The sequence below is a fragment of the Cellulomonas avistercoris genome (genome assembly GCF_014836445.1).
Lineage (GTDB): Bacteria > Actinomycetota > Actinomycetes > Actinomycetales > Cellulomonadaceae > Cellulomonas > Cellulomonas avistercoris.
The window spans coordinates 1-17,640 of the sequence record NZ_JACSQV010000026.1 but is presented as its reverse complement, the minus strand read 5'-3'; the positions used below and the strand labels follow the sequence as shown (position 1 = coordinate 17,640).

General features: G+C 74.9%; 16 protein-coding genes. 3 read left to right on the top strand and 13 right to left on the bottom strand.

The features are described from left to right. Positions 1-29: 29 nt before the first annotated feature. Positions 30-2,024, bottom strand: a complete 1,995-nt coding sequence (locus H9657_RS18595; RefSeq protein WP_191784931.1) for a M13 family metallopeptidase — start codon at positions 2,022-2,024, stop codon at positions 30-32. A gap of 61 nt (positions 2,025-2,085) precedes the next feature. Between H9657_RS18595 and H9657_RS18590 the strand changes: the two genes are divergently transcribed. Beyond that, complete coding sequence (locus H9657_RS18590; RefSeq protein WP_191784930.1) at positions 2,086-2,538, top strand: ribose-5-phosphate isomerase; 453 nt, start codon at positions 2,086-2,088, stop codon at positions 2,536-2,538. A 36-nt stretch (positions 2,539-2,574) separates the two neighbouring features. Here the strand turns inward: H9657_RS18590 and H9657_RS18585 are convergent, their stop codons facing one another. Continuing rightward, positions 2,575-3,822: a GNAT family N-acetyltransferase gene (locus H9657_RS18585; protein ID WP_191784929.1), complete on the bottom strand. Its 1,248-nt coding sequence runs from the start codon at positions 3,820-3,822 to the stop codon at positions 2,575-2,577. Between the two features lie 83 nt (positions 3,823-3,905). On the opposite strand from H9657_RS18585, the gene H9657_RS18580 reads away from it, so the two are divergent. Together H9657_RS18580 and H9657_RS18575 are read left to right on the top strand one after the other, a co-directional pair. Then, a complete protein-coding gene (locus H9657_RS18580; protein WP_191784928.1) occupies positions 3,906-4,976 on the top strand; it encodes a PP2C family protein-serine/threonine phosphatase in 1,071 nt (356 codons plus the stop codon). A gap of 1 nt (position 4,977) precedes the next feature. Then, positions 4,978-5,313: an MGMT family protein gene (locus H9657_RS18575; protein WP_318241605.1), complete on the top strand. Its 336-nt coding sequence runs from the start codon at positions 4,978-4,980 to the stop codon at positions 5,311-5,313. 16 nt (positions 5,314-5,329) lie between these two features. Here the strand turns inward: H9657_RS18575 and H9657_RS18570 are convergent, their stop codons facing one another. The 11 genes from H9657_RS18570 to epsC form a co-directional block, all read right to left on the bottom strand. Then, complete coding sequence (locus tag H9657_RS18570) at positions 5,330-5,815, bottom strand: CoA-binding protein (RefSeq protein WP_191784927.1); 486 nt, start codon at positions 5,813-5,815, stop codon at positions 5,330-5,332. Further along, a complete protein-coding gene (locus H9657_RS18565; RefSeq protein WP_191784926.1) occupies positions 5,812-7,134 on the bottom strand; it encodes an O-acetylhomoserine aminocarboxypropyltransferase/cysteine synthase family protein in 1,323 nt (440 codons plus the stop codon). Before H9657_RS18565 ends, H9657_RS18570 begins: the two co-directional genes overlap by 4 nt. 61 nt (positions 7,135-7,195) lie before the next feature. Next, entirely contained in the window at positions 7,196-9,229 is a 2,034-nt protein-coding gene (gene acs, locus H9657_RS18560; protein ID WP_191784925.1) for an acetate--CoA ligase, read from the bottom strand. Further along, complete coding sequence (locus H9657_RS18555; RefSeq protein ID WP_225215658.1) at positions 9,226-10,110, bottom strand: ABC transporter permease; 885 nt, start codon at positions 10,108-10,110, stop codon at positions 9,226-9,228. Before H9657_RS18555 ends, acs begins: the two co-directional genes overlap by 4 nt. Positions 10,111-10,191: 81 nt before the next feature. Continuing rightward, complete coding sequence (locus H9657_RS18550; protein ID WP_191784924.1) at positions 10,192-11,241, bottom strand: aliphatic sulfonate ABC transporter substrate-binding protein; 1,050 nt, start codon at positions 11,239-11,241, stop codon at positions 10,192-10,194. 78 nt (positions 11,242-11,319) lie between these two features. Continuing rightward, positions 11,320-12,156 (bottom strand): ABC transporter ATP-binding protein, encoded by an 837-nt coding sequence (locus H9657_RS18545; RefSeq protein WP_191784923.1) that lies wholly within the window; start codon positions 12,154-12,156, stop codon positions 11,320-11,322. Positions 12,157-12,472: 316 nt separating this feature from the next. Continuing rightward, entirely contained in the window at positions 12,473-14,371 is a 1,899-nt protein-coding gene (locus H9657_RS18540) for an acyltransferase family protein (protein WP_191784922.1), read from the bottom strand. Between the two features lie 68 nt (positions 14,372-14,439). Continuing rightward, on the bottom strand, positions 14,440-15,525 hold the full coding sequence (locus H9657_RS18535) for an LLM class F420-dependent oxidoreductase (protein WP_191784921.1): 1,086 nt from the start codon (positions 15,523-15,525) through the stop codon (positions 14,440-14,442). Between the two features lie 50 nt (positions 15,526-15,575). After that, positions 15,576-16,571 (bottom strand): DUF1648 domain-containing protein, encoded by a 996-nt coding sequence (locus tag H9657_RS18530; protein WP_191784920.1) that lies wholly within the window; start codon positions 16,569-16,571, stop codon positions 15,576-15,578. Continuing rightward, positions 16,568-16,921 (bottom strand): GntR family transcriptional regulator, encoded by a 354-nt coding sequence (locus tag H9657_RS18525; RefSeq protein WP_191784919.1) that lies wholly within the window; start codon positions 16,919-16,921, stop codon positions 16,568-16,570. The genes H9657_RS18530 and H9657_RS18525 overlap by 4 nt, the downstream gene beginning before the upstream one ends. Before the next feature lie 56 nt (positions 16,922-16,977). Next, positions 16,978-17,562 (bottom strand): serine O-acetyltransferase EpsC, encoded by a 585-nt coding sequence (epsC, locus tag H9657_RS18520; RefSeq protein ID WP_191784932.1) that lies wholly within the window; start codon positions 17,560-17,562, stop codon positions 16,978-16,980. Between the last annotated feature and the right edge of the window lie 78 nt (positions 17,563-17,640).

Sequence of the window (17,640 nt, the reverse complement as noted above, 5' to 3'; positions counted from 1 at the left end):
GCCCCGAGCGGGGGCCGCACGCGCAGGGGTCACCAGATGCGGACGCGGCTCTCCGGGTCGAGCCACAGGGCGTCGTCGGGCTGCACGTCGAACGCGGTGTAGAACTCGTCGATGTTGCGCACGACCCCGTTGCAGCGGAACTCGTCGGGTGCGTGCGGGTCCACCGCGAGCCGCCGGACGACCTCCTCGTCGCGGCCCTTCGTGCGCCACGAGTGCGCCCAGCCGATGAACAGCCGCTGCAGCCCCGTGTGCCCGTCGAGCACGGGCGCCTCGGACAGCGGCCGGCCGAGCGCGATCTCGTAGGCGCGGACCGCGATCGCCAGGCCGCCGAGGTCGCCGATGTTCTCCCCGATGGTCAGCTCGCCGTTGACGTGGTGGCTGCCCCCGAGCTGGCGCGGTGAGTACTGCGCGTACTGGTCGACGAGCGACTTCGTGCGGCGCTCGAACTCGGCGCGGTCCTCCGCCGTCCACCAGTCGACCAGCCGGCCGTCGCCGTCGTACTTCGACCCCTGGTCGTCGAACCCGTGGCCGATCTCGTGGCCGATGACGGCACCGATCCCGCCGTAGTTGACCGCGTCGTCCGCCTCGGCGTCGAAGAACGGCGGCTGCAGGATCGCGGCCGGGAAGACGATCTCGTTCATGCCGGGGTTGTAGTACGCGTTGACGGTCTGCGGGGTCATGAACCACTCGTCGCGGTCGATCGGGCGTCCGATCTTGTGCAGCTCGCGGTCGAGCTCGAAGGCGTGCGAGCGCCGCACGTTGCCCAGCAGGTCGTCCGCGCGCACGTCGAGCGCCGTGTAGTCGCGCCACCGCACCGGGTAGCCGATCTTCGGCGTGAACTTGTCGAGCTTGTCCAGCGCGCGTCGGCGCGTGTCCTCACCCATCCACTCGAGCCCGGTGATCGACTCGCGGTACGCCTCGACCAGGTGCGCGACGAGGGTGTCCATGCGCTCCTTGTGCGACGGCGGGAAGTGCCGCTCGACGTACACCTTGCCGACGGCCTCGCCCAGCGCGCCCTGCACGAGGGACACGCCGCGCTTCCAGCGCTCGCGGACCTCGGGTGCGCCCGACAGCGTGCGCCCGTAGAAGTCGAAGTTCGCCTCCACGAGCTCGTCGGTCAGGTACGGCGCGCGCGACGACACAGCGTGGTACGTCGCCCACGCCTGCCAGTCCGCGAGCGGGACCTCGGTCCACAGCTCCGCGAAGCCCTCGGCGAAGGACGGCTCGCGCACGACGAGGCGGTCGAGCGCGCCGGCGGGAGCGCCGAGCGCCTCCGCCCACGCCCGCCAGTCGAACCCGGGCGCACGCTCGGTCAGCTCGGCCAGCGTCAGCGCGTTGTAGGTCAGCTCGGCGTCGCGGTCCTTCACGACGTCCCAGTGGTGGGCCGCCAGCCGCGTCTCGAGCGCCACGACGCGCGCCGCGAGGTCGTCCGGGTCGCCGGCCGCGACGACCGCCGACACGGGCGCCGCGAGCCGGAGCATGCGCGCGACGTGCGGCAGGTACTTCTCGCGCACGGCGGCGTGCTGCTCCTCGCGGTAGTACGCCTCGTCGGGGAGCCCCAGGCCCCCCTGCACGAGGTGCACCACGTAGCTGTCGGGGTCCTTGGCGTCGTTGTCGACGTACAGGTCGACGGCGGACACGGCACCCGTGCGCTGCAGGGTGCCCAGCGCCGTGGTCAGCTCGGCGCGCGTCGTCGCGGCGTCCACGGGCGCGAGGTCCTCGCGCAGCGGCTCGACGCCGGCGACCGCGACCGCGTCCGTGTCCATGAAGCTCGCGTACAGGGCGCCGATCTTGGCCTCGACGCCCTGGGCGTCGCCCTCGGAGGCCGCGGCCGCGGCGTCCGTGATGATGTCGAGCACCTGACGCTCGGCCTCGTCGTACAGCGCGCGGAACGGGCCGTCCATCGCGCGGTCGGCCGGGATCACGTAGGAGGCCGCCCACCTGCCGTTGACGTGGGCGTCGAGGTCGTCCTGGGGTCGGACTGCTGGGTCGAGGTCGTCGAGGGGGAGTCCGCTGCGCGTCATGGCGACAGCCTACGAACAGACGGTGACATCGGAGGCCGCCGCGCTGCGGCAGGATGGGCACATGCGCATCCACGTCGCCGCCGACCATGCCGGTTACGAGCTGAAGGTCGCCCTCGTCGAGCACCTGCGGGCCGCCGACCACGAGGTCGTCGACCACGGGGCCTTCGAGTACGACGACCAGGACGACTACCCGTCGTTCTGCTTCGCCGCGGGCGAGGCCGTCGTCGCCGAGCCCGGTTCCCTGGGCGTCGTCATCGGCGGCTCGGGCAACGGCGAGCAGATCGCCGCGAACAAGGTGACGGGGGTGCGCGCCGCGCTGGCCTGGAACCTCGACACCGCGCGCCTGGGCCGTCAGCACAACGACGCCAACGTCGTCGCGATCGGTGCCCGTCAGCACTCGGTGGACGAGGCGCTCGAGCTGGTCGACGCGTTCGTCGCCGAGCCCTTCAGCGGCAACCCGCGCCACGCCCGCCGCATCGAGCAGCTGGCCGCCTACGAGGCCGCGCGCGCCTGAGCGCCGGCCCGGTGGCGCACGGCCCGCGGGCGCCCCTCAGAACATGAAGGGGCACACGGGCGCGAGCGGCGAGGCGAACGTCGTCGTCAGCCGGTCGAGCGCCGCACGGTCGCCGAGCACGAGGCCCGCGCCGCCCATCGCAGCCGCCGACCGTCCGCCCAGGTAGAGCGCCCCGAGCTCGCGCACGTCGAGCGCCACGTCGGCGTCCGCGTCGGCGCGGCTCAGCTCGGCCGCGCCGTCGGCGTCGACGACGAGCCGCCACCGCCCGGCGTTCTCGGGCAGCAGCGTGTCCGTGACCTCGAGCACGACGTCGGCGGGGCCCGCGTACCGGCGTGCGGCCAGGGCCGTCGGCACGTCCAGCAGCCGCACCCACAGGTTGTCGGTGAGGCGGCGCCGTGCCGGGCGCAGGTCCACCAGGAGGTGGAGCAGGGGGTCGTCCACCGCCAGCGGGGGCGTCTCGACCGTGGCGGTCAGGTCGAGGTCGAGCAGGAACGACCACAGGCGGTGGGTCGACGCCGGGTCCAGCGCCGACGCCTCGCGGACCTTGACGACCGCGTCCGGCCCGTCCTCGCCCCACGACCCCTTGCGGGCGAACAGCGCCACGGCGCGCACGTCGTCACCGTCGAGCACGGTCGCGAGCAGCAGCGGCTCGAAGCCGGCGCGCCGGCTGGGCGGGTCCCCGACGGTGTAGGCGCGCAGCACGGGCGTCGCGCGCGGCACCCACCCGGGGCGTCCGGCTCCGGCGCGGACGTACAGGTCCTCGACGAGCTCGGCGTGACGCGCGGGGTCGACGCGCTCGAGACGCACCGTCAGGCCCTCCGAGCCCGCCACGGGCCGCAGCGCCGCGCCGCGGGGGACCGTCAGCCGCACCTGGTCCGACGCGCTGCCGTACCCGAACCGGCCGTAGATCGGTGCCTCCGCCGCGAACAGCGCCGACACCGGCTCGCCGCGCCCGAGCGAGCGCTCGAGGTGCGTCGTGATCATCGCGCGCAGCAGGCCACGGCGGCGCTCGTCGGGACGGACGCCGACCCAGGTGAGCCCGGCGCACGCGACCTGCCCGCCGGGCACCGGCATGACGAGGTCGTAGGAGCCGTGCACGGCCGCGTACGTGCCGTCCGCCGACTCGACGGCCATGAGGCGGTCGTGCGGGACGGGGAACGGCAGGAGCTGGTCCACCTCGGGGTCGGGTGCGACCGCGAACGCGAGCTGGTCGACCGTGCGGAGCTCCTCGATGCGCTCGGGCGGGACGACGACGGTGCGGTAGCCGGCGGGCAGCGTGCTCATGGCGCCATCCTGCGGCACGCACGTGCCGGGACGCACGGGCATTGCTGCGGCTCGTTGCCGCCTCGGCCGCCTAGGCTCGGGCCGTGACCACCTCCCGGCCCGGCGCCCCCACGGGGTGGGCGTGGCGGCTGCTCGCGGGCTGGGCCGCAGGGCCGCAGCCGCTCGTCGCGGCGGTGCTGTGCCTGCTGGCGGTCGCCTACTGCGTCGCCGTGCAGTGGCGCCCGGACTGGTTCGCGGCGTCCGGGCTCGTGCTGGTGCTGCTCGTCGGCGCGTTCGTGCTGCGCTGGCGGTGGCTGCTCGTGCTGGTGTCGCTCGTCGTGCTGCTGACGGCCGGGCTGGCCGCGTCCGGGGTCGTGAACGCCGGCGAGGCGGCGGTGCTCGCCCTCGCGTGCGGTGCGGTCGTCACCTTCGGCGTCGAGCGGGAACGGCTCGGGCTGCAGGGCGCCCCGGGGGCCCTCATGCTCGTCGACCTGCGGGACCGGCTCGCCGCGGGCGGTCGGCTCCCGGTGCTGCCGCCCGTCTGGCAGGTGGACGCGGAGGTGCGCTCGGCGCACGGTGCGGCGTTCTCGGGCGACTTCGTGGTCGCGCACCGCGACGGTGCGTCGTTCGAGGTGGTGCTCGTCGACGTCTCCGGCAAGGGCCAGGCCGCGGGTGTGCGGGCGCTGCAGCTCCAGGGCGCGCTCGGCGGGCTGCTCGGCGCGCTGCCGTTCGAGCGGTTCCTGCCCGCCGCCAACGCCTACCTGCTCAGCCAGGGCTGGGACGAGGGGTTCGCGACCGCCGCGCACCTCGCGGTCGACCTGACGACGGGCACGTTCCGGGTCGCCACCGCAGGGCACCCGCCGCCCGCGGTGCTGCACGCGGGCTCGGGACGCATCGACGTGCTGGACCCGCCGGGCGGTGTCGCGCTGGGCGTCGTCGAGGACATGCAGCCGGGCGTGGTGGGCGGCGTGCTGCTGCGGGGCGACGCGATCGTGCTGTACACCGACGGCCTCGTCGAGGCGCCCGGGCGCGACGTCGACCAGGGCATCGACCGGCTGCTCGGCGTCGTGGAGACGGTGGTCGCGGCACGGCCGGGCAGCGCGCACGAGGTCCTCGCGGGCGTGCGTGCCGCCGAGGACGACGACCGCGCCGTCGTCGTCGTCCGGAGGCGGTGACGTGGCGGTCGGCACCGACGCCTGGGTCGCGGAGGTCCATGCCCTGGTCGCGCTGATCCCGGCGGGCAGGGTCATGACGTACGGGCTGATCGCCGAGGTGCTCGCCGACCGCGCGGCGGCCGCCGGACGGCAGCCGCGCGGCGGACCCCGTCAGGTCGGGCGGGCGATGGCGGCCGGTGGGGACGTGCCGTGGTGGCGCGTCGTGACCGCCGACGGGCGCCCGCCCGCCTGCCACGAGGGCCGGGCTCTGGCCCACCTGCGTGCCGAGGGCACGCCGCTGACGGCCGACGGCGAGCGCGTGCGCGTGCGCGCGGCGGTGTGGTTCCCCGAGGACTGAGCGTCCCGCGCCGCGCTCAGCCGAGCGCGCGCCGGGACGAGATGACCCCCGTGTCGAACCCGGCCAGGTGCAGACCGCCGTGGAACCGCGCGTGCTCGATCTTCACGCACCGGTCCATGACGACGGACAGTCCCGCCTCCTCGCCGCGCCGCGCGACCTCCTCGTGCCACGAGCCGAGCTGCAGCCACAGGGTCCTCGCGCCCACCGCGAGCGTCTCGTCGAGCACGCTCGGCAGGTCGTCGTGGCGGCGGAACACGTCGACGAGGTCCGGGACGACCGGCAGCGCGTCGAGCGACGGGTAGACGGGCCGGCCGAGGATCTCGTCGGCGCGCGGGTTGACGAAGTACACGTCGTACGGCGAGCTCGACAGCAGGTACGTCGCGACGAAGTACGACGCGCGCGCGGGGTTGCTGGACGCGCCCACGATCGCGATCGAGCGGGTGGCGCGCAGGATCGACAGGCGCTCGGGCGCGCTGGGACCCTGCCAGGTGCGTGCGCTCATCGTGCGTCCTCCCGTGCGGTACCGGTCGCCGTGGTCAGGGCCTGGTCGAGGTCCCAGAGGATGTCGGCCGCGTCCTCGATGCCCACGCTGATGCGCACGAGGTCCTCCGGCACACCGGCCGTCTCGAGCTGCTCGGCGGACAGCTGCTGGTGCGTCGTCGACCCGGGGTGGATGACGAGCGTGCGGGCGTCGCCGACGTTCGCCAGGTGGCTCGCGAGCTGCAGGGCCTCGATGAAGCGGCGCCCGACCTCGCGGCCCGGCAGGTCCGGTGTGCCGGCCAGCCGGAAGGCGAAGACCGAGCCCGGTCCGAGCGGCAGGTACCGCTGCGCGCGCTCGTGGTGCGGGTGCGACTCCAGGCCCGCCCACAGCACCGACGCGACCCGGGGGTCGGACTCGAGCCACGTCGCGACCTGTCGCGCGTTGGCCAGGTGCGCGTCGATGCGCTGCGGGAGCGTCTCGACGCCCTGCAGCAGCTGGAACGCCGACTGCGGGGACAGGGCCGGGCCGATGTCGCGCAGCTGCTCGGAGCGCAGCTTGGTGAGGAACCCGTACTCGCCGAAGTTCTCCCACCAGCGCACGCCGCCGTAGGAGGCCACGGGCTCCGTCATGGTCGGGAAGCGCCCGTTGCCCCAGTCGAACCGGCCGGACTCGACGATCACGCCGCCGAGCGTCGTGCCGTGCCCGCCCAGGAACTTGGTGGCCGAGTGGATGACGATGTCGGCGCCGTGCTCGATCGGCCGCACGAGGTACGGCGTGGACAGCGTCGAGTCGACGACCAGCGGGACGCCTGCGGCGTGCGCGACCTCGGCCAGCCCCGCCAGGTCGGCGATCTCGCCGGACGGGTTGGCGATGACCTCGGTGTAGACGGCCTTGGTCTCGGGGCGGATCGCCGCGGCGTAGTCGGCCGGGTCGGTGCCGGGCACGAACGTCGTCTCGACGCCGAAGCGCCGCAGCGTGACGTCGAGCTGCGTGACCGTGCCGCCGTAGAGCTGCGCGGAGGCGACGAGGTGGTCGCCCGCGCCCGCCAGCGCCGCGAACACCAGGAACTCCGCCGCCATGCCCGACGCGGTCGCGACCGCGCCGATGCCGCCCTCGAGCGACGCGAGGCGCTCCTCGAACGCCGCGACCGTGGGGTTGCCGATGCGCGAGTAGATGTTGCCGTACTTCTGCAGGGCGAAGAGGTTCGCGGCGTCGGCGGTGTCGTCGAAGACGAACGACGTCGTCTGGTAGATCGGCACGGCGCGTGCGCCCGTGGTGGCGTCGGGGATGCCACCGGCGTGCAGCGCACGGGTGCGGAAGCCGAAGCGGTGCTCGCTCACGGTGCTCCTGTCGGGGGGACGGGTCGGGGGACGGGGGTCGGTGCCGGTCGGTGCGGGACGGTCAGCGGCGCAGGGCCGCGGTGACGAGCGTGCCCACCTGCTCGACCGCCCAGGGGTTCTGCAGGGACGTCGTGTCGCCGAGCGTGGTGCCCTCGACGAGCTGCGTGAGCAGCCTGCGCATGATCTTGCCCGACCGGGTCTTGGGCACCTCGGGGACGACCAGCACGTGGCGCGGCTTGGCGACCGGCCCGATCTCGCGGGCGACGTGGTCGCGCAGCTCGTCGCGCAGCGCGCGGGTCGCCGCGAGCCACGCCTCGACGTCCTCGACCGGCCCCGGCGGGGAGCTCGGCACGACGAACGCCGCGATCGCCTGACCCGTCACGGGGTCGGCGACGCCCGCGACGCCGGCCTCGCCGACCGCGGGGTGGGCGACCAGCGCGGACTCGACCTCGATGGTCGACAGCCGGTGGCCGGAGACGTTGATGACGTCGTCGATGCGGCCGAGCAGCCAGATGTCGCCGTCCTCGTCGTACGACGCGCCGTCACCCGCGAGGAAGTACCCGCCGTGCGGACCGTGGCCGGCGAACCGGCGCCAGTACGCCTCGAGGTACCGCTGCGGGTCGCGCCAGACCGTCCGGGCCATGCCCGGCCACGGGCGCGCGACGACGAGGAACCCGCCCTGCCCGGGCCCGACCTCGACGCCGTCCTCGCCGACGACCTTGGCGGCGATCCCGGGCAGCGGCCGCGTCGCCGACCCGGGCTTGAGGGTCGTCAGCCCGGGGACGGGCGCGATCATCGCGGCGCCGGTCTCGGACTGCCACCACGTGTCGACGACCGGGGTCTCGCCGCGCCCGAAGGTGCGCCGGAACCACACCCACGCCTCGGGGTTGATGGCCTCGCCGACCGTGCCCAGCAGGCGGATGCTCGACAGGTCGTGCCCACCGGGCAGCTCGTCGCCGAACCACGTCATGAACGTGCGGATGAGCGTCGGGGCCGTGTAGTAGGTCGTGACGCCGTACCGCTCGATGACCTCGAGGTGGCGCTCGCGGTGGGGGGTGTCGGGCGTGCCCTCGTAGATGACCTGCGTGAGCCCGTTGGCGAGCGGACCGTAGATCTCGTACGTGTGCGCCGTGACCCACGCGAGGTCGGCGGTGCACCAGTGCACGTCGTCGTCCTTGGCGTCGAAGACCGCCCAGTGCGACCACGCGGCGTGCGTGAGGTAGCCGCCGGAGGTGTGGACGAGTCCCTTGGGCTTCCCGGTGGTGCCCGAGGTGTAGATGACGAACAGCGGGTGCTCGGCGTCGAACGCCTGCGGCTCGTGCACGTCGGGCTGGCGGTCGACGACGTCGTGCCACCAGACGTCGCGCCCGTCGGTCCACGCCACGTCCTGGCCCGTGCGGCGCACGACGAGCACGTGCTCGACGTGCGCGAGCCCGGCGACGGCCTCGTCGGCCGCGGACTTGACCTCGACGGCCTGCCCGCGGCGGAACTGCCCGTCGCTGGTCACCAGCACCTTGGCCTCGGTGTCCTGCACGCGGAAGCGCACGGCCTCGGCCGAGAACCCGCCGAACACGAGCGAGTGCACCGCGCCGATCCGCGCGATCGCGAGCGTGACGACGACCGTCTCGGCGATCACCGGGAGGTACACCACGACGCGGTCGCCGGGACCGACCCCGAGCTCGGTGAGCGCGTGCGCGGCCTGCGCGACCTCGCGCTGCAGCTGGGCGTAGGTGATCGAGCGGCGGTCGCCGCGCTCGCCCTCGACGTGCAGCGCGACCTTGTCGCCGCGGCCCGCCGCGACGTGCCGGTCGACGCAGCTGACGGCGACGTTGAGCCGCCCGCCGACGAACCAGCGGGCCTCGGGGACCGTCAGCTCGTCCGGCGCGCCGCCCTCGACGGGGACCGGCGGGGACCACGTGTGCGCGGTGTGCCAGGGCGTGTCCCACTCGAGGCGGCGCGCGGCCTGCTCCCAGAACGCGACCGGGTCGGCCTCGGCGCGGGCCCAGTCCTCGGGGCGGACGTTCGACGCCGCCGCCAGGTGAGCGGGTGCGGGGTACGCGCGCGTCTCCGTCTGCAGCGCGGTCAGGGTGGTCATGCGAACCTCCGCAGCAGCTGCTTCTCGGCGAGCGCGACGATCGAGTCCGTGACCTTGCCGATGAGGGCCAGCAGGACGATCGCGAGCAGGATCCGGTCGACGCGACCGTTGTTCTGGGAGTCGGTCAGCAGGAAGCCCAGCCCCATCGACGCGGCGATGAGCTCGGCCGCCACGAGGAACAGCCACGCCTGCGCGAGCCCGAGCCGCAGGCCGGACATGACCGAGGGGATCACTGCGGGCAGCTGCACCGACTGGAAGAGCCGCACGCCCCGCAGGCCGAACGCGCGGCCCGCCTCGACGAGCTGCGGGTCGACGTGACGCAGCGCGGCCGCCACCGTCGTGTAGATCGGGAAGAACGCGCCGATCGCCACCAGCGTGATCTTCGACTCCTCGCCGATCTTCATCCACAGGATCAGCAGCGGGACCCACGCGAGCGACGGGACGGCCCGGATCGCGGCGAGCGTCGGCGCGAGCAGCACGTCCCCGGCGCGCGACAGCCCGACGAACGCGGCACCCACCAGGGCCACCAGCGCGCCGATCGCGAAGCCGACGAGCACGCGCTGCACCGAGATCGCGACGTGCGTCTGCAGGTCGCCGCGCTGCCAGAGGTCGACGGCGGCGTTCCACACCGACGCCGGGCTGGGCAGCTGGTACGGCGGCACGAGGCCGCTGGTCGTGACGTACTGCCACACCGCGAGCAGGAGCAGCGGGAGCAGCGCGCCGCCGACGGCCCGCGTCGCGCGCCGCGACCAGAAGCCGCCGGCGGGTCGCCGGGCAGCGCCGAGGTCGTGGACCCGGGGGACGGGTGCGCCCGGGGGCACGGTCGCGTCGGTGACGGGAGCGTCCTCGAGGGGCGCGTCGGCGACGTAGGCGTCGGTCATGGGGCGTGACTCCTGGGGACGGAGGAGGAGGTGCGGGGCGCGGTGCCCCGGCCGCGGGGGCGGGCGGAGCACCGCGTGCGGTCAGCCCGCGATGGTGGAGGCGTCGGCCTTCTCGGCGAACGCCGGCTCGAACAGCTCGTCGAGCGCCTTGTCGATCGTGGCCTGGTTCGGCACGTCGCCGGACTCGACGAAGATCGGGCCGACGACCTCGAGCACCTCGCGCTGCGCGTCACCGGGGACCGGGTCCACGCCCAGGTTCGTGCGCTCGACGATGACCTTCTCGGCCACGGCCGGGTCGATCCCGGCGACCTCGGCGAGGATCGCGACGACCTCCTCGGGGTTCTCCTGCGCCCACTCGCGGGCCTTCTCGTACGCGTCGACGACGACCTGCGCGAGGTCGGGGCTCGCGTCGAGGAACTCCTGCGTCGCGTTGAGGAACCCGTAGGTGTTGAAGTCGATGTTGCGGTAGACGAGCTTGGTGCCGGACTCGGCCTCGCTCGCGGCCATGATCGGGTCCAGGCCGGACCACGCGGCGACCGAGCCCTGCTCGAGCGCCGTGCGCCCGTCGGCGTGCTGCAGGTTCTGCACCTCGACCTGGTCGAGCGGGACCCCGGCCTCCTCGAGCGACTGCAGGAGGAAGAAGTAGGGGTCGGTGCCCTTGGTCGCCGCGACCGACTTGCCCGCGAGGTCGGCGACGGACGTGATGTCGGAGGTCGCCGGCACGACGATCGCGGCCCACTCGGGCTGCGAGTAGATCCCGATCGTGTGGATCGGCGAGCCGTTGGAGCGCGCGAGCAGCGCGGCGGAGCCGGCGGTCGAGCCCACGTCGACCGCGCCGGCGCGCAGCGCCTCGTTGGCCTTGTTGGAGCCGGCCGACTGCACCCAGTTGACCGTGACGTCGTCGCCGAGCGTCTCCTCGAGCCACCCCTGGTCCTTGATGACCAGGCTGAGCGGGTTGTAGGTCGCGAAGTCGATGTCGAGCGTGTCGGCGCTCCACGTGACCTCGCCGTCGGACGCGGCGCTCGGGTCGGCCGCCTCCGGCTCGGCATTCTCGCCGGCGACGCAGCCGGTCAGCGCCAGGGCGGTCACGAGGGCCAGCGCGGTGGCGGACACGGCGGTGCGGATCGTCATCGGTTCTCTCATCTCGGGGAACGGGGCCGGAGGGCCCGGTGGTACCGGTGCGGGGGAGCGCCGGGTCGGACGGGTGGGTCAGATGGAGTGGTGCAGGTCGGGGTCGACCGGCGCAGGGTGGTGCGTCGCGACGCCGAGGCCCTCGAGGAGCTCGGCACGCAGCTCCGCGAGCTGGTGGTCGGCGCGGTCGCGCGGCCGGGCGCCGGGCACGTCGATCACGCGGGCGACGGTCGGCGTCCCGGGCGGGCACTTCGCGAGGTTGCGCAGCAGCAGCACGCGGTCGGCGAGGTACAGGGCCTCCTCGACGTCGTGCGTGACGAGCAGCACGGTCGTCGGCTCGGCCGCGTGCACCTCGAGCAGCAGGTCCTGCATGCGCAGGCGGGTCAGCGCGTCGAGCGCGCCGAAGGGCTCGTCGAGCAGCAGGACGCCGGGGTTGCGGGCCAGCGCCCGCGCGAGCGCGGCCCGCTGCGCCATGCCGCCGGACACCTGACGGGGTCGCAGCCCGGCGGACTCCTCGAGGGCCACGAGGCGCAGCAGCTCGGCGACGCGCTCGCGTCCCACGTGCTTGTCGGTGCCGCGCGGCAGGCCGAGGGCGACGTTGCCGGTCAGCGTGCGCCAGGGCAGCAGGCGCGGCTCCTGGAACGCGACGGCCGTCCGGCGGTCGACCCCCGACAGCGGCGTGCCGTCGAGCAGGATGCGGCCCGCGTCCGGGGTGTCCAGGCCGCTCACCTGACGCAGCAGCGTCGACTTGCCGCAGCCGGACGGGCCGACCAGCGCGACGATCTCACCGGCGCGCAGCTCGAGGTCGACGGCGTGCAGCACCGTCCGGGTGCCCGCGGGGGTCGGGAACGTGCGACGCACGCCGTCGAGGGTGACGGTGTGCGCGCGCCGCTCGGCGGTGGGGGTCAGGGTCATGGGGACGTCCGTGAGGTCGGGCGTGGGCGTCCGGCGGAGCCGGGGCGGCCACGAGGGCGGGCACCGGCGGGGCGACCGGGGGAGGTCGCGGGTTGCTGAGCTCAGCAGGGGCCGGTGCGGGGCTGCATGACGCAGCACGGGCAACAGCGGCACATGACGGGGCGCAGGACGTGGACGGAGCGGGCGACGGTCATCGCGGGCCTCCTGTCGACGTCGGGCGAGGCCGAGTGCTTCTCACTATGTGAGACCCGGTGACCACGCTTCGAGCAGACTGTAGCGGCACGCGCGAGGTGGGGGCAACGGGCGTCCACCGTCGTCAGGGACGCGGCTGGATCTCCTGGGCGATCCAGGCCGCGTAGCCCTCGCGGCCGCCGCCCGCGCGCAGGTGGATCCCGTCGTCGTAGAACCAGCCGGGGTTCGCCTCCCCGGCCGACTTCCAGTCGAGCAGGCGCGCGTGCGGGTACTCCGGCACGACGCGCGCGAACAGCTCGTTGTCGTACTGCTCCCAGGGGCGTGGCACGCGCACGTTGAGCACGAACACGCGGTGGTCCGCCGTGGCCTCGAGCAGGTGCCGCAGGTCCTCCTCGGCCACCGGCCCGTTGGTGCCGCCGTGCACCACGACGGTGTGGCCGAGCGTGCCGGCCGCCCCCGCGCCGAGCGCGAGGTCGACCATCTCGCCGAAGCCCCGCGACACGACGGCGTCCACGACGACGCCTCGTGCGGCGAGCTCACCGGCCGCGCCGAGCATGACCGAGTCGCCGAAGGCGGTGACCGTGCCGACCTCCTCCGCCGGCACGGGGTCGGCGGTGGGAGCGGCACTCGGTGCCCGGTCCTGCTGCGGGACGACGGAGCCGATCGGGTCGGGCGCGGCCGACGTGCCTGCCGTCGGGCCCGACGCCGTGCCGTCCGGCGCGGGGGTCCGGACGACCCCCACCGCGAGGACGACCGCGGTCGCGACGACGGCGCTGGTCACCGTGGCGGTGACGACCGCGGCCCTGACCCGGCCGGGTGCCGGGGTCCGCAGGCGGACCACCGCGCGTCCCAGGGCACCACGGCGCACGGGCGCCTCGACCCACCGGTACGACGCCTCGGCGAGCAGCAGCGTCACCCCCACGCGCACGAGGGGCGCCGCCCAGTCCGGCAGCGTGACGTCCTGGTCGGGGCGCGTCAGCATCAGCACAGGCCAGTGCCACAGGTAGATGCCGTACGACCGCTCGCCCAGCCAGCGCAGCGGCTGCCGCGCGAGCGCCCGCCCCAGCAGCCCGGCCGGGTCCGCGGCGGCACCGACGAGCACGACCGTGAGCCCGGCGAACGCCAGGAACCCGCCCCGGTACAGCCCGACGGAGAACTCGTCGACCAGCGCGACGCACGCGACCACGCCCGCGAGCGCGAGGACGCCCACGACGTCGGTGACCCCCGCCTCGAACCGGCGCACCGCGTCGCCGCGCTCGGCCGCCCACGACCCGCCGGCCCGCCACGTGCGCCACGGCCGCCAGACGGTCGCCGCGGCGACGCCCAGCAGCAGACCCATGGCGTGCGTGTCGGTGCCCACGTACACCCGCGTGGGGTCCTGCGGCACCGGCATGCCGGCGCGCGCGGCCAGGACGCCCATCGCGACGGTCGACGCGACGGCGAGGACGGCGGCGACCTGCCCGACGCGAGCGCGCCCCGCGCGCAGCGCGAGCAGAGCCACGAGCGGGACGGCGAGGTAGAACTGCGCCTCCACGGCCAGCGACCACAGGTGCTGCAGCAGAGGAGGGCGACCCGTCAGCTCGAAGTACGAGCGGTCGGCGACGACCTGCCACCAGTTGGACGTGTACGTCAGCGCGGCGAGCAGGTCGCCGCGCAGCGACGTGAGCGCGTCGCGTGCGACGAGGCCGGCGGCCGCCGCGCCGGCCAGCACCGCGAGCAGGGCGGGGACGAGCCGCCGTACGCGCCGGGCGAGGAAGCGCCCGGTGCGGAACCGGCCGGTCGTCTCGACCTCGTCGAGCACGAGGGCGGCGACGAGGTAGCCGGACAGCACGAAGAAGACGTCGACCCCGAGGAACCCGCCCGGGGCCCACGGCACGCGCAGGTGGTACAGGAGCACGGCGACGACGGCGAGCGCGCGGACGCCGTCGAGCCCGCGCAGGTGCGGGAGGCGGGCGGGCGGGGCCGGGACGGGCGCCGTGGGTCGGGTCGTCGGACGCGTCGCGACGTGCTCGACGACTGCCACTGCGACCCCTTGCGGACGTACCCTGCGCGATCCGACGCGCCTCCCGGCGGCGCGGCGTGCGACCCAGGCTAGGCCGGTTCCGCCACCGGACGGTCCGTGGCTCCGTCGTCGTGACCAGCCTCACCCCACAGCGCTGCGATCCGCGGCAGGGCGCGCGGGTCGGTCTGGGCCAGCACGGTCGTCACGGCCGTGCTGCGCCACGCCGGGAGCTGGGCGCGCACGTCCTGCTCGGTGCCGACCAGCGCGATGTCCCGCACGAGCTCGGTGGGGACCGCGGCGGTCGCGCGGGCCCGGTCGCCCGCGAGGTAGTGCGCCTGGATCTCGTCGCACGCGGCGGCGTACCCCAGCCGGTCGAGCACGTCGCGGTGGAAGTTGGCGCCCTTGGCCCCCATGCCCCCGGCGTACAGGGCGATGAAGGGGCGCACGGCGTCGGCGGCCGACTCGACGTCGTCGGCCAGGACCACGGGCACGGTCGCGACGACCTCGAACTCCTCGACGGGCCGGCGCGCGGGGGAGCGGCGCGCGAAGCCCTCGGCGAGGAGCTCGCGGTAGGTCGCGTCCATGCGGGGGGAGTAGAACAGCGGCAGCCAGCCGTCGGCGATCTCCGCGGTCATCGCGATGTTGCGCGGGCCCTCGGCCGCCAGGTGGATCGGGAGGTCGGCCCGCAGCGGGTGGACCGTCGAGCGCAGCGCCTTGCCGAGGCCGGCGCCCTCGTCCGCGGGCAGCGGCAGGCGGTAGAACGCGCCGTCGTAGGTGACGGGGGCCTCGCGCGCGAGGACCTGCCGCACGACGTCGACGTACTCGCGCGTGCGCGCCAGGGGCCGCGGGTAGGGCTGCCCGTACCAGCCCTCGACGACCTGCGGACCCGAGGCACCGAGGCCCAGGACGAAGCGTCCGCCCGAGAGGTGGTCGAGCGTGAGCGCGGCCATCGCGGCGGCGGTGGGCGTGCGCGCCGAGATCTGGGCGATGGCCGTGCCGAGGCGGACGCGCCGCGTGCCCGCGCCCCACCACGCGAGCGGCGTGAGGGCGTCCGACCCGTACGCCTCGGCCGTCCAGACGGAGTCGAGGCCGAGCTCGTCGGCGGCGCGCACCGCCTGCGCGGCACCCGGCGGGGGGCCGGCCGACCAGTAGCCCGTGTGGTACCCGAGGCGCATGCGGTGCTCCTGTCGTCGTCGACGTGCGCCCCACGGGCGCCCGGGTGACGTTACCGGGCGGTAGCCGCGCCGCGCGTGCGGTCGGCGAGGGTGTTGAGGAGGGCGGCGCCCGTCGCGGCGTCGTCGACCGTCACGACGCTGATGCGGCCACCCGTGCGCTCGACCTCGATGCCCTCGCCCTTGCGCAGCACGAACCCGACGCGCCCGCCCGAGCCGATCCGGTAGCCCCACCCGCCGAAGTCCCCGAACGGGTCGATCCGCGTCGTCCGCGCGGCGACGACCTCGTCCAGCGGCACGCGCACGCTCGGCCAGCCCAGCGGCGACCGGGCCACGAGGCCGCGCGCGTCGACGCTCACGCGCAGCACGAGCATCGACGCCAGGAGCAGCCCGAGCCCGGCGGCGAGGACCAGGAGCCCGGGTGCCTGCACCACGATCGCCAGCACCACGTTGACGAGCACGGCCGACCCGCCGACCCACGCACCGACGGGGCTGGTCACCGACCGGCTCCAGGCGGCCCGCTCGTCCGGGCGCAGCGTCGTGCGCGGCGCCGCGGGGTCGACCGGGGCCTCGGTCGGTGCGGCTGGCGTGCGCGGGACGACGAGCCCTGCGAGGACCCCGGCGAGGATGCCGCCCCCGAACGCCCACCCGACCACGTGGCCGATGCCCGGCGCCTGCGCGGCGTCGGCGAGGTCGAGCTGCACCGACAGGGACCCCAGCACCACGATCGACATCAGGACCGCCAGCCCGGTCGAGAACCCCGCCGCCATGCGACGCGTCGAGGTGTCGCGTCCGCCCCAGAACGCCAGCGCCCACATGCCGAGCGCGAACACGGGCGCGAAGAGCAGCGGGATCGCGATGGCGTCCTTGAGCGAGCCGAAGCCGTCCGGCGCCCCGGACCCCGACCAGTGCACCGCCAGCGGGTCGGGCAGGCGGGGTGCCCAGCCGACCGCGACCGCGACGGCGGCGGCGATCACCAGCAGGGGGACGACGAGCGTCGTCACGGTGGTGGCGAGCCGGTGCGGCGGCGTCGGGCGGGGGGTGGTCATCGCAGGGCCTCCTTGACGAGGGCGGTCACGGTCTCGGGGGAGACGCGCAGTCTCCTCGCGGTCGTGGCGAGCGCCCCGACCGCGGTGTGCAGCTCGTCCAGGTCCGGTGCGGCGTGCCCCGTGACGACGGCGCCCCGACCGCGGCGGAGCTCGATCAGGCCGCCGTCGCGCAGCTCCTGGTACGCGTGGAGCACCGTGTGCAGGTTGATCTCGAGGGACGTCGCGAGGTCGCGGGCCGACGGCAGCCGTTCGCCGGTGCGCAGGTCGCCGTGGGCGATCGCGGTGCGCACCTGGGCGACGAGCTGCGCGTACAGCGGCTCGTCGGACGCGGGGTCGATGCGGAAGAGCATGCGACCAGTCTAGTAGTTACACAACAACTAGAACAAGACCACCGCGCGGAGGCGTGTCAGATGTAGATCGCCGGGTCGTCGACCTCGACGTCGAACGGGACCTGCGTGCCCCGGCGCCGGATCTTGGCCGGCACACCCACGGCGACGGCTCCCGTCGGCACGTCGGTGATGACCACGGCGTTCGCGCCGACCTGGACGTCGTCCCCGAGCCAGACCGGGCCCAGGATCTTGGCGCCCGCGCCGACGACCACGCGGTCGCCCAGCGTGGGGTGGCGCTTGCCGCGCTTCATCGAGCGGCCCCCGAGCGTCGCGCCGTGGAACAGGACGACGTCGTCCCCGACCTCGGCCGTCTCGCCGATGACCACGCCCATGCCGTGGTCGATGAACAGCCGTTCGCCGATCCGCGCGCCCGGGTGGATCTCGATGCCGGTCGCCGCGCGCGCCGCCTGCGAGACGAGGCGCGCCGGCAGCCGCAGCAGCGGGATCGCCCACATGTGGTGCGCGAGCCGGTACACCCAGATGGCGTGGACGCCGGGGTAGGCCAGTGCGACCTCGAGCAGGGAGCGCGCCGCGGGGTCGTGCCGGTGCGCCGCGTCGAGGTCGTCGCGCAGCGTGCGCAGGAAGCGGTGCAGGGGACGCATGGCGGTGCTCCGGGTCACGAGGGGTCGTCCGCCGGCGGGCGGACGCGGCGCGGGGGGGGGGGGGGGGGGGGGGGGCGG

What these genes read in the sequence shown, in the direction of transcription:
- H9657_RS18595 (WP_191784931.1), bottom strand. Translation starts at nt 2,024, where the DNA reads ATGACGCGCAGCGGACTCCCCCTCGACGACCTCGACCCAGCAGTCCGA.
- H9657_RS18590 (WP_191784930.1), top strand. Translation starts at nt 2,086, where the DNA reads ATGCGCATCCACGTCGCCGCCGACCATGCCGGTTACGAGCTGAAGGTC.
- H9657_RS18585 (WP_191784929.1), bottom strand. Translation starts at nt 3,822, where the DNA reads ATGAGCACGCTGCCCGCCGGCTACCGCACCGTCGTCGTCCCGCCCGAG.
- H9657_RS18570 (WP_191784927.1), bottom strand. Translation starts at nt 5,815, where the DNA reads ATGAGCGCACGCACCTGGCAGGGTCCCAGCGCGCCCGAGCGCCTGTCG.
- acs (WP_191784925.1), bottom strand. Translation starts at nt 9,229, where the DNA reads ATGACCACCCTGACCGCGCTGCAGACGGAGACGCGCGCGTACCCCGCA.
- H9657_RS18555 (WP_225215658.1), bottom strand. Translation starts at nt 10,110, where the DNA reads ATGACCGACGCCTACGTCGCCGACGCGCCCCTCGAGGACGCTCCCGTC.
- H9657_RS18550 (WP_191784924.1), bottom strand. Translation starts at nt 11,241, where the DNA reads ATGACGATCCGCACCGCCGTGTCCGCCACCGCGCTGGCCCTCGTGACC.
- H9657_RS18545 (WP_191784923.1), bottom strand. Translation starts at nt 12,156, where the DNA reads ATGACCCTGACCCCCACCGCCGAGCGGCGCGCGCACACCGTCACCCTC.
- H9657_RS18535 (WP_191784921.1), bottom strand. Translation starts at nt 15,525, where the DNA reads ATGCGCCTCGGGTACCACACGGGCTACTGGTCGGCCGGCCCCCCGCCG.
- H9657_RS18530 (WP_191784920.1), bottom strand. Translation starts at nt 16,571, where the DNA reads ATGACCACCCCCCGCCCGACGCCGCCGCACCGGCTCGCCACCACCGTG.
- H9657_RS18525 (WP_191784919.1), bottom strand. Translation starts at nt 16,921, where the DNA reads ATGCTCTTCCGCATCGACCCCGCGTCCGACGAGCCGCTGTACGCGCAG.
- epsC (WP_191784932.1), bottom strand. Translation starts at nt 17,562, where the DNA reads ATGCGTCCCCTGCACCGCTTCCTGCGCACGCTGCGCGACGACCTCGAC.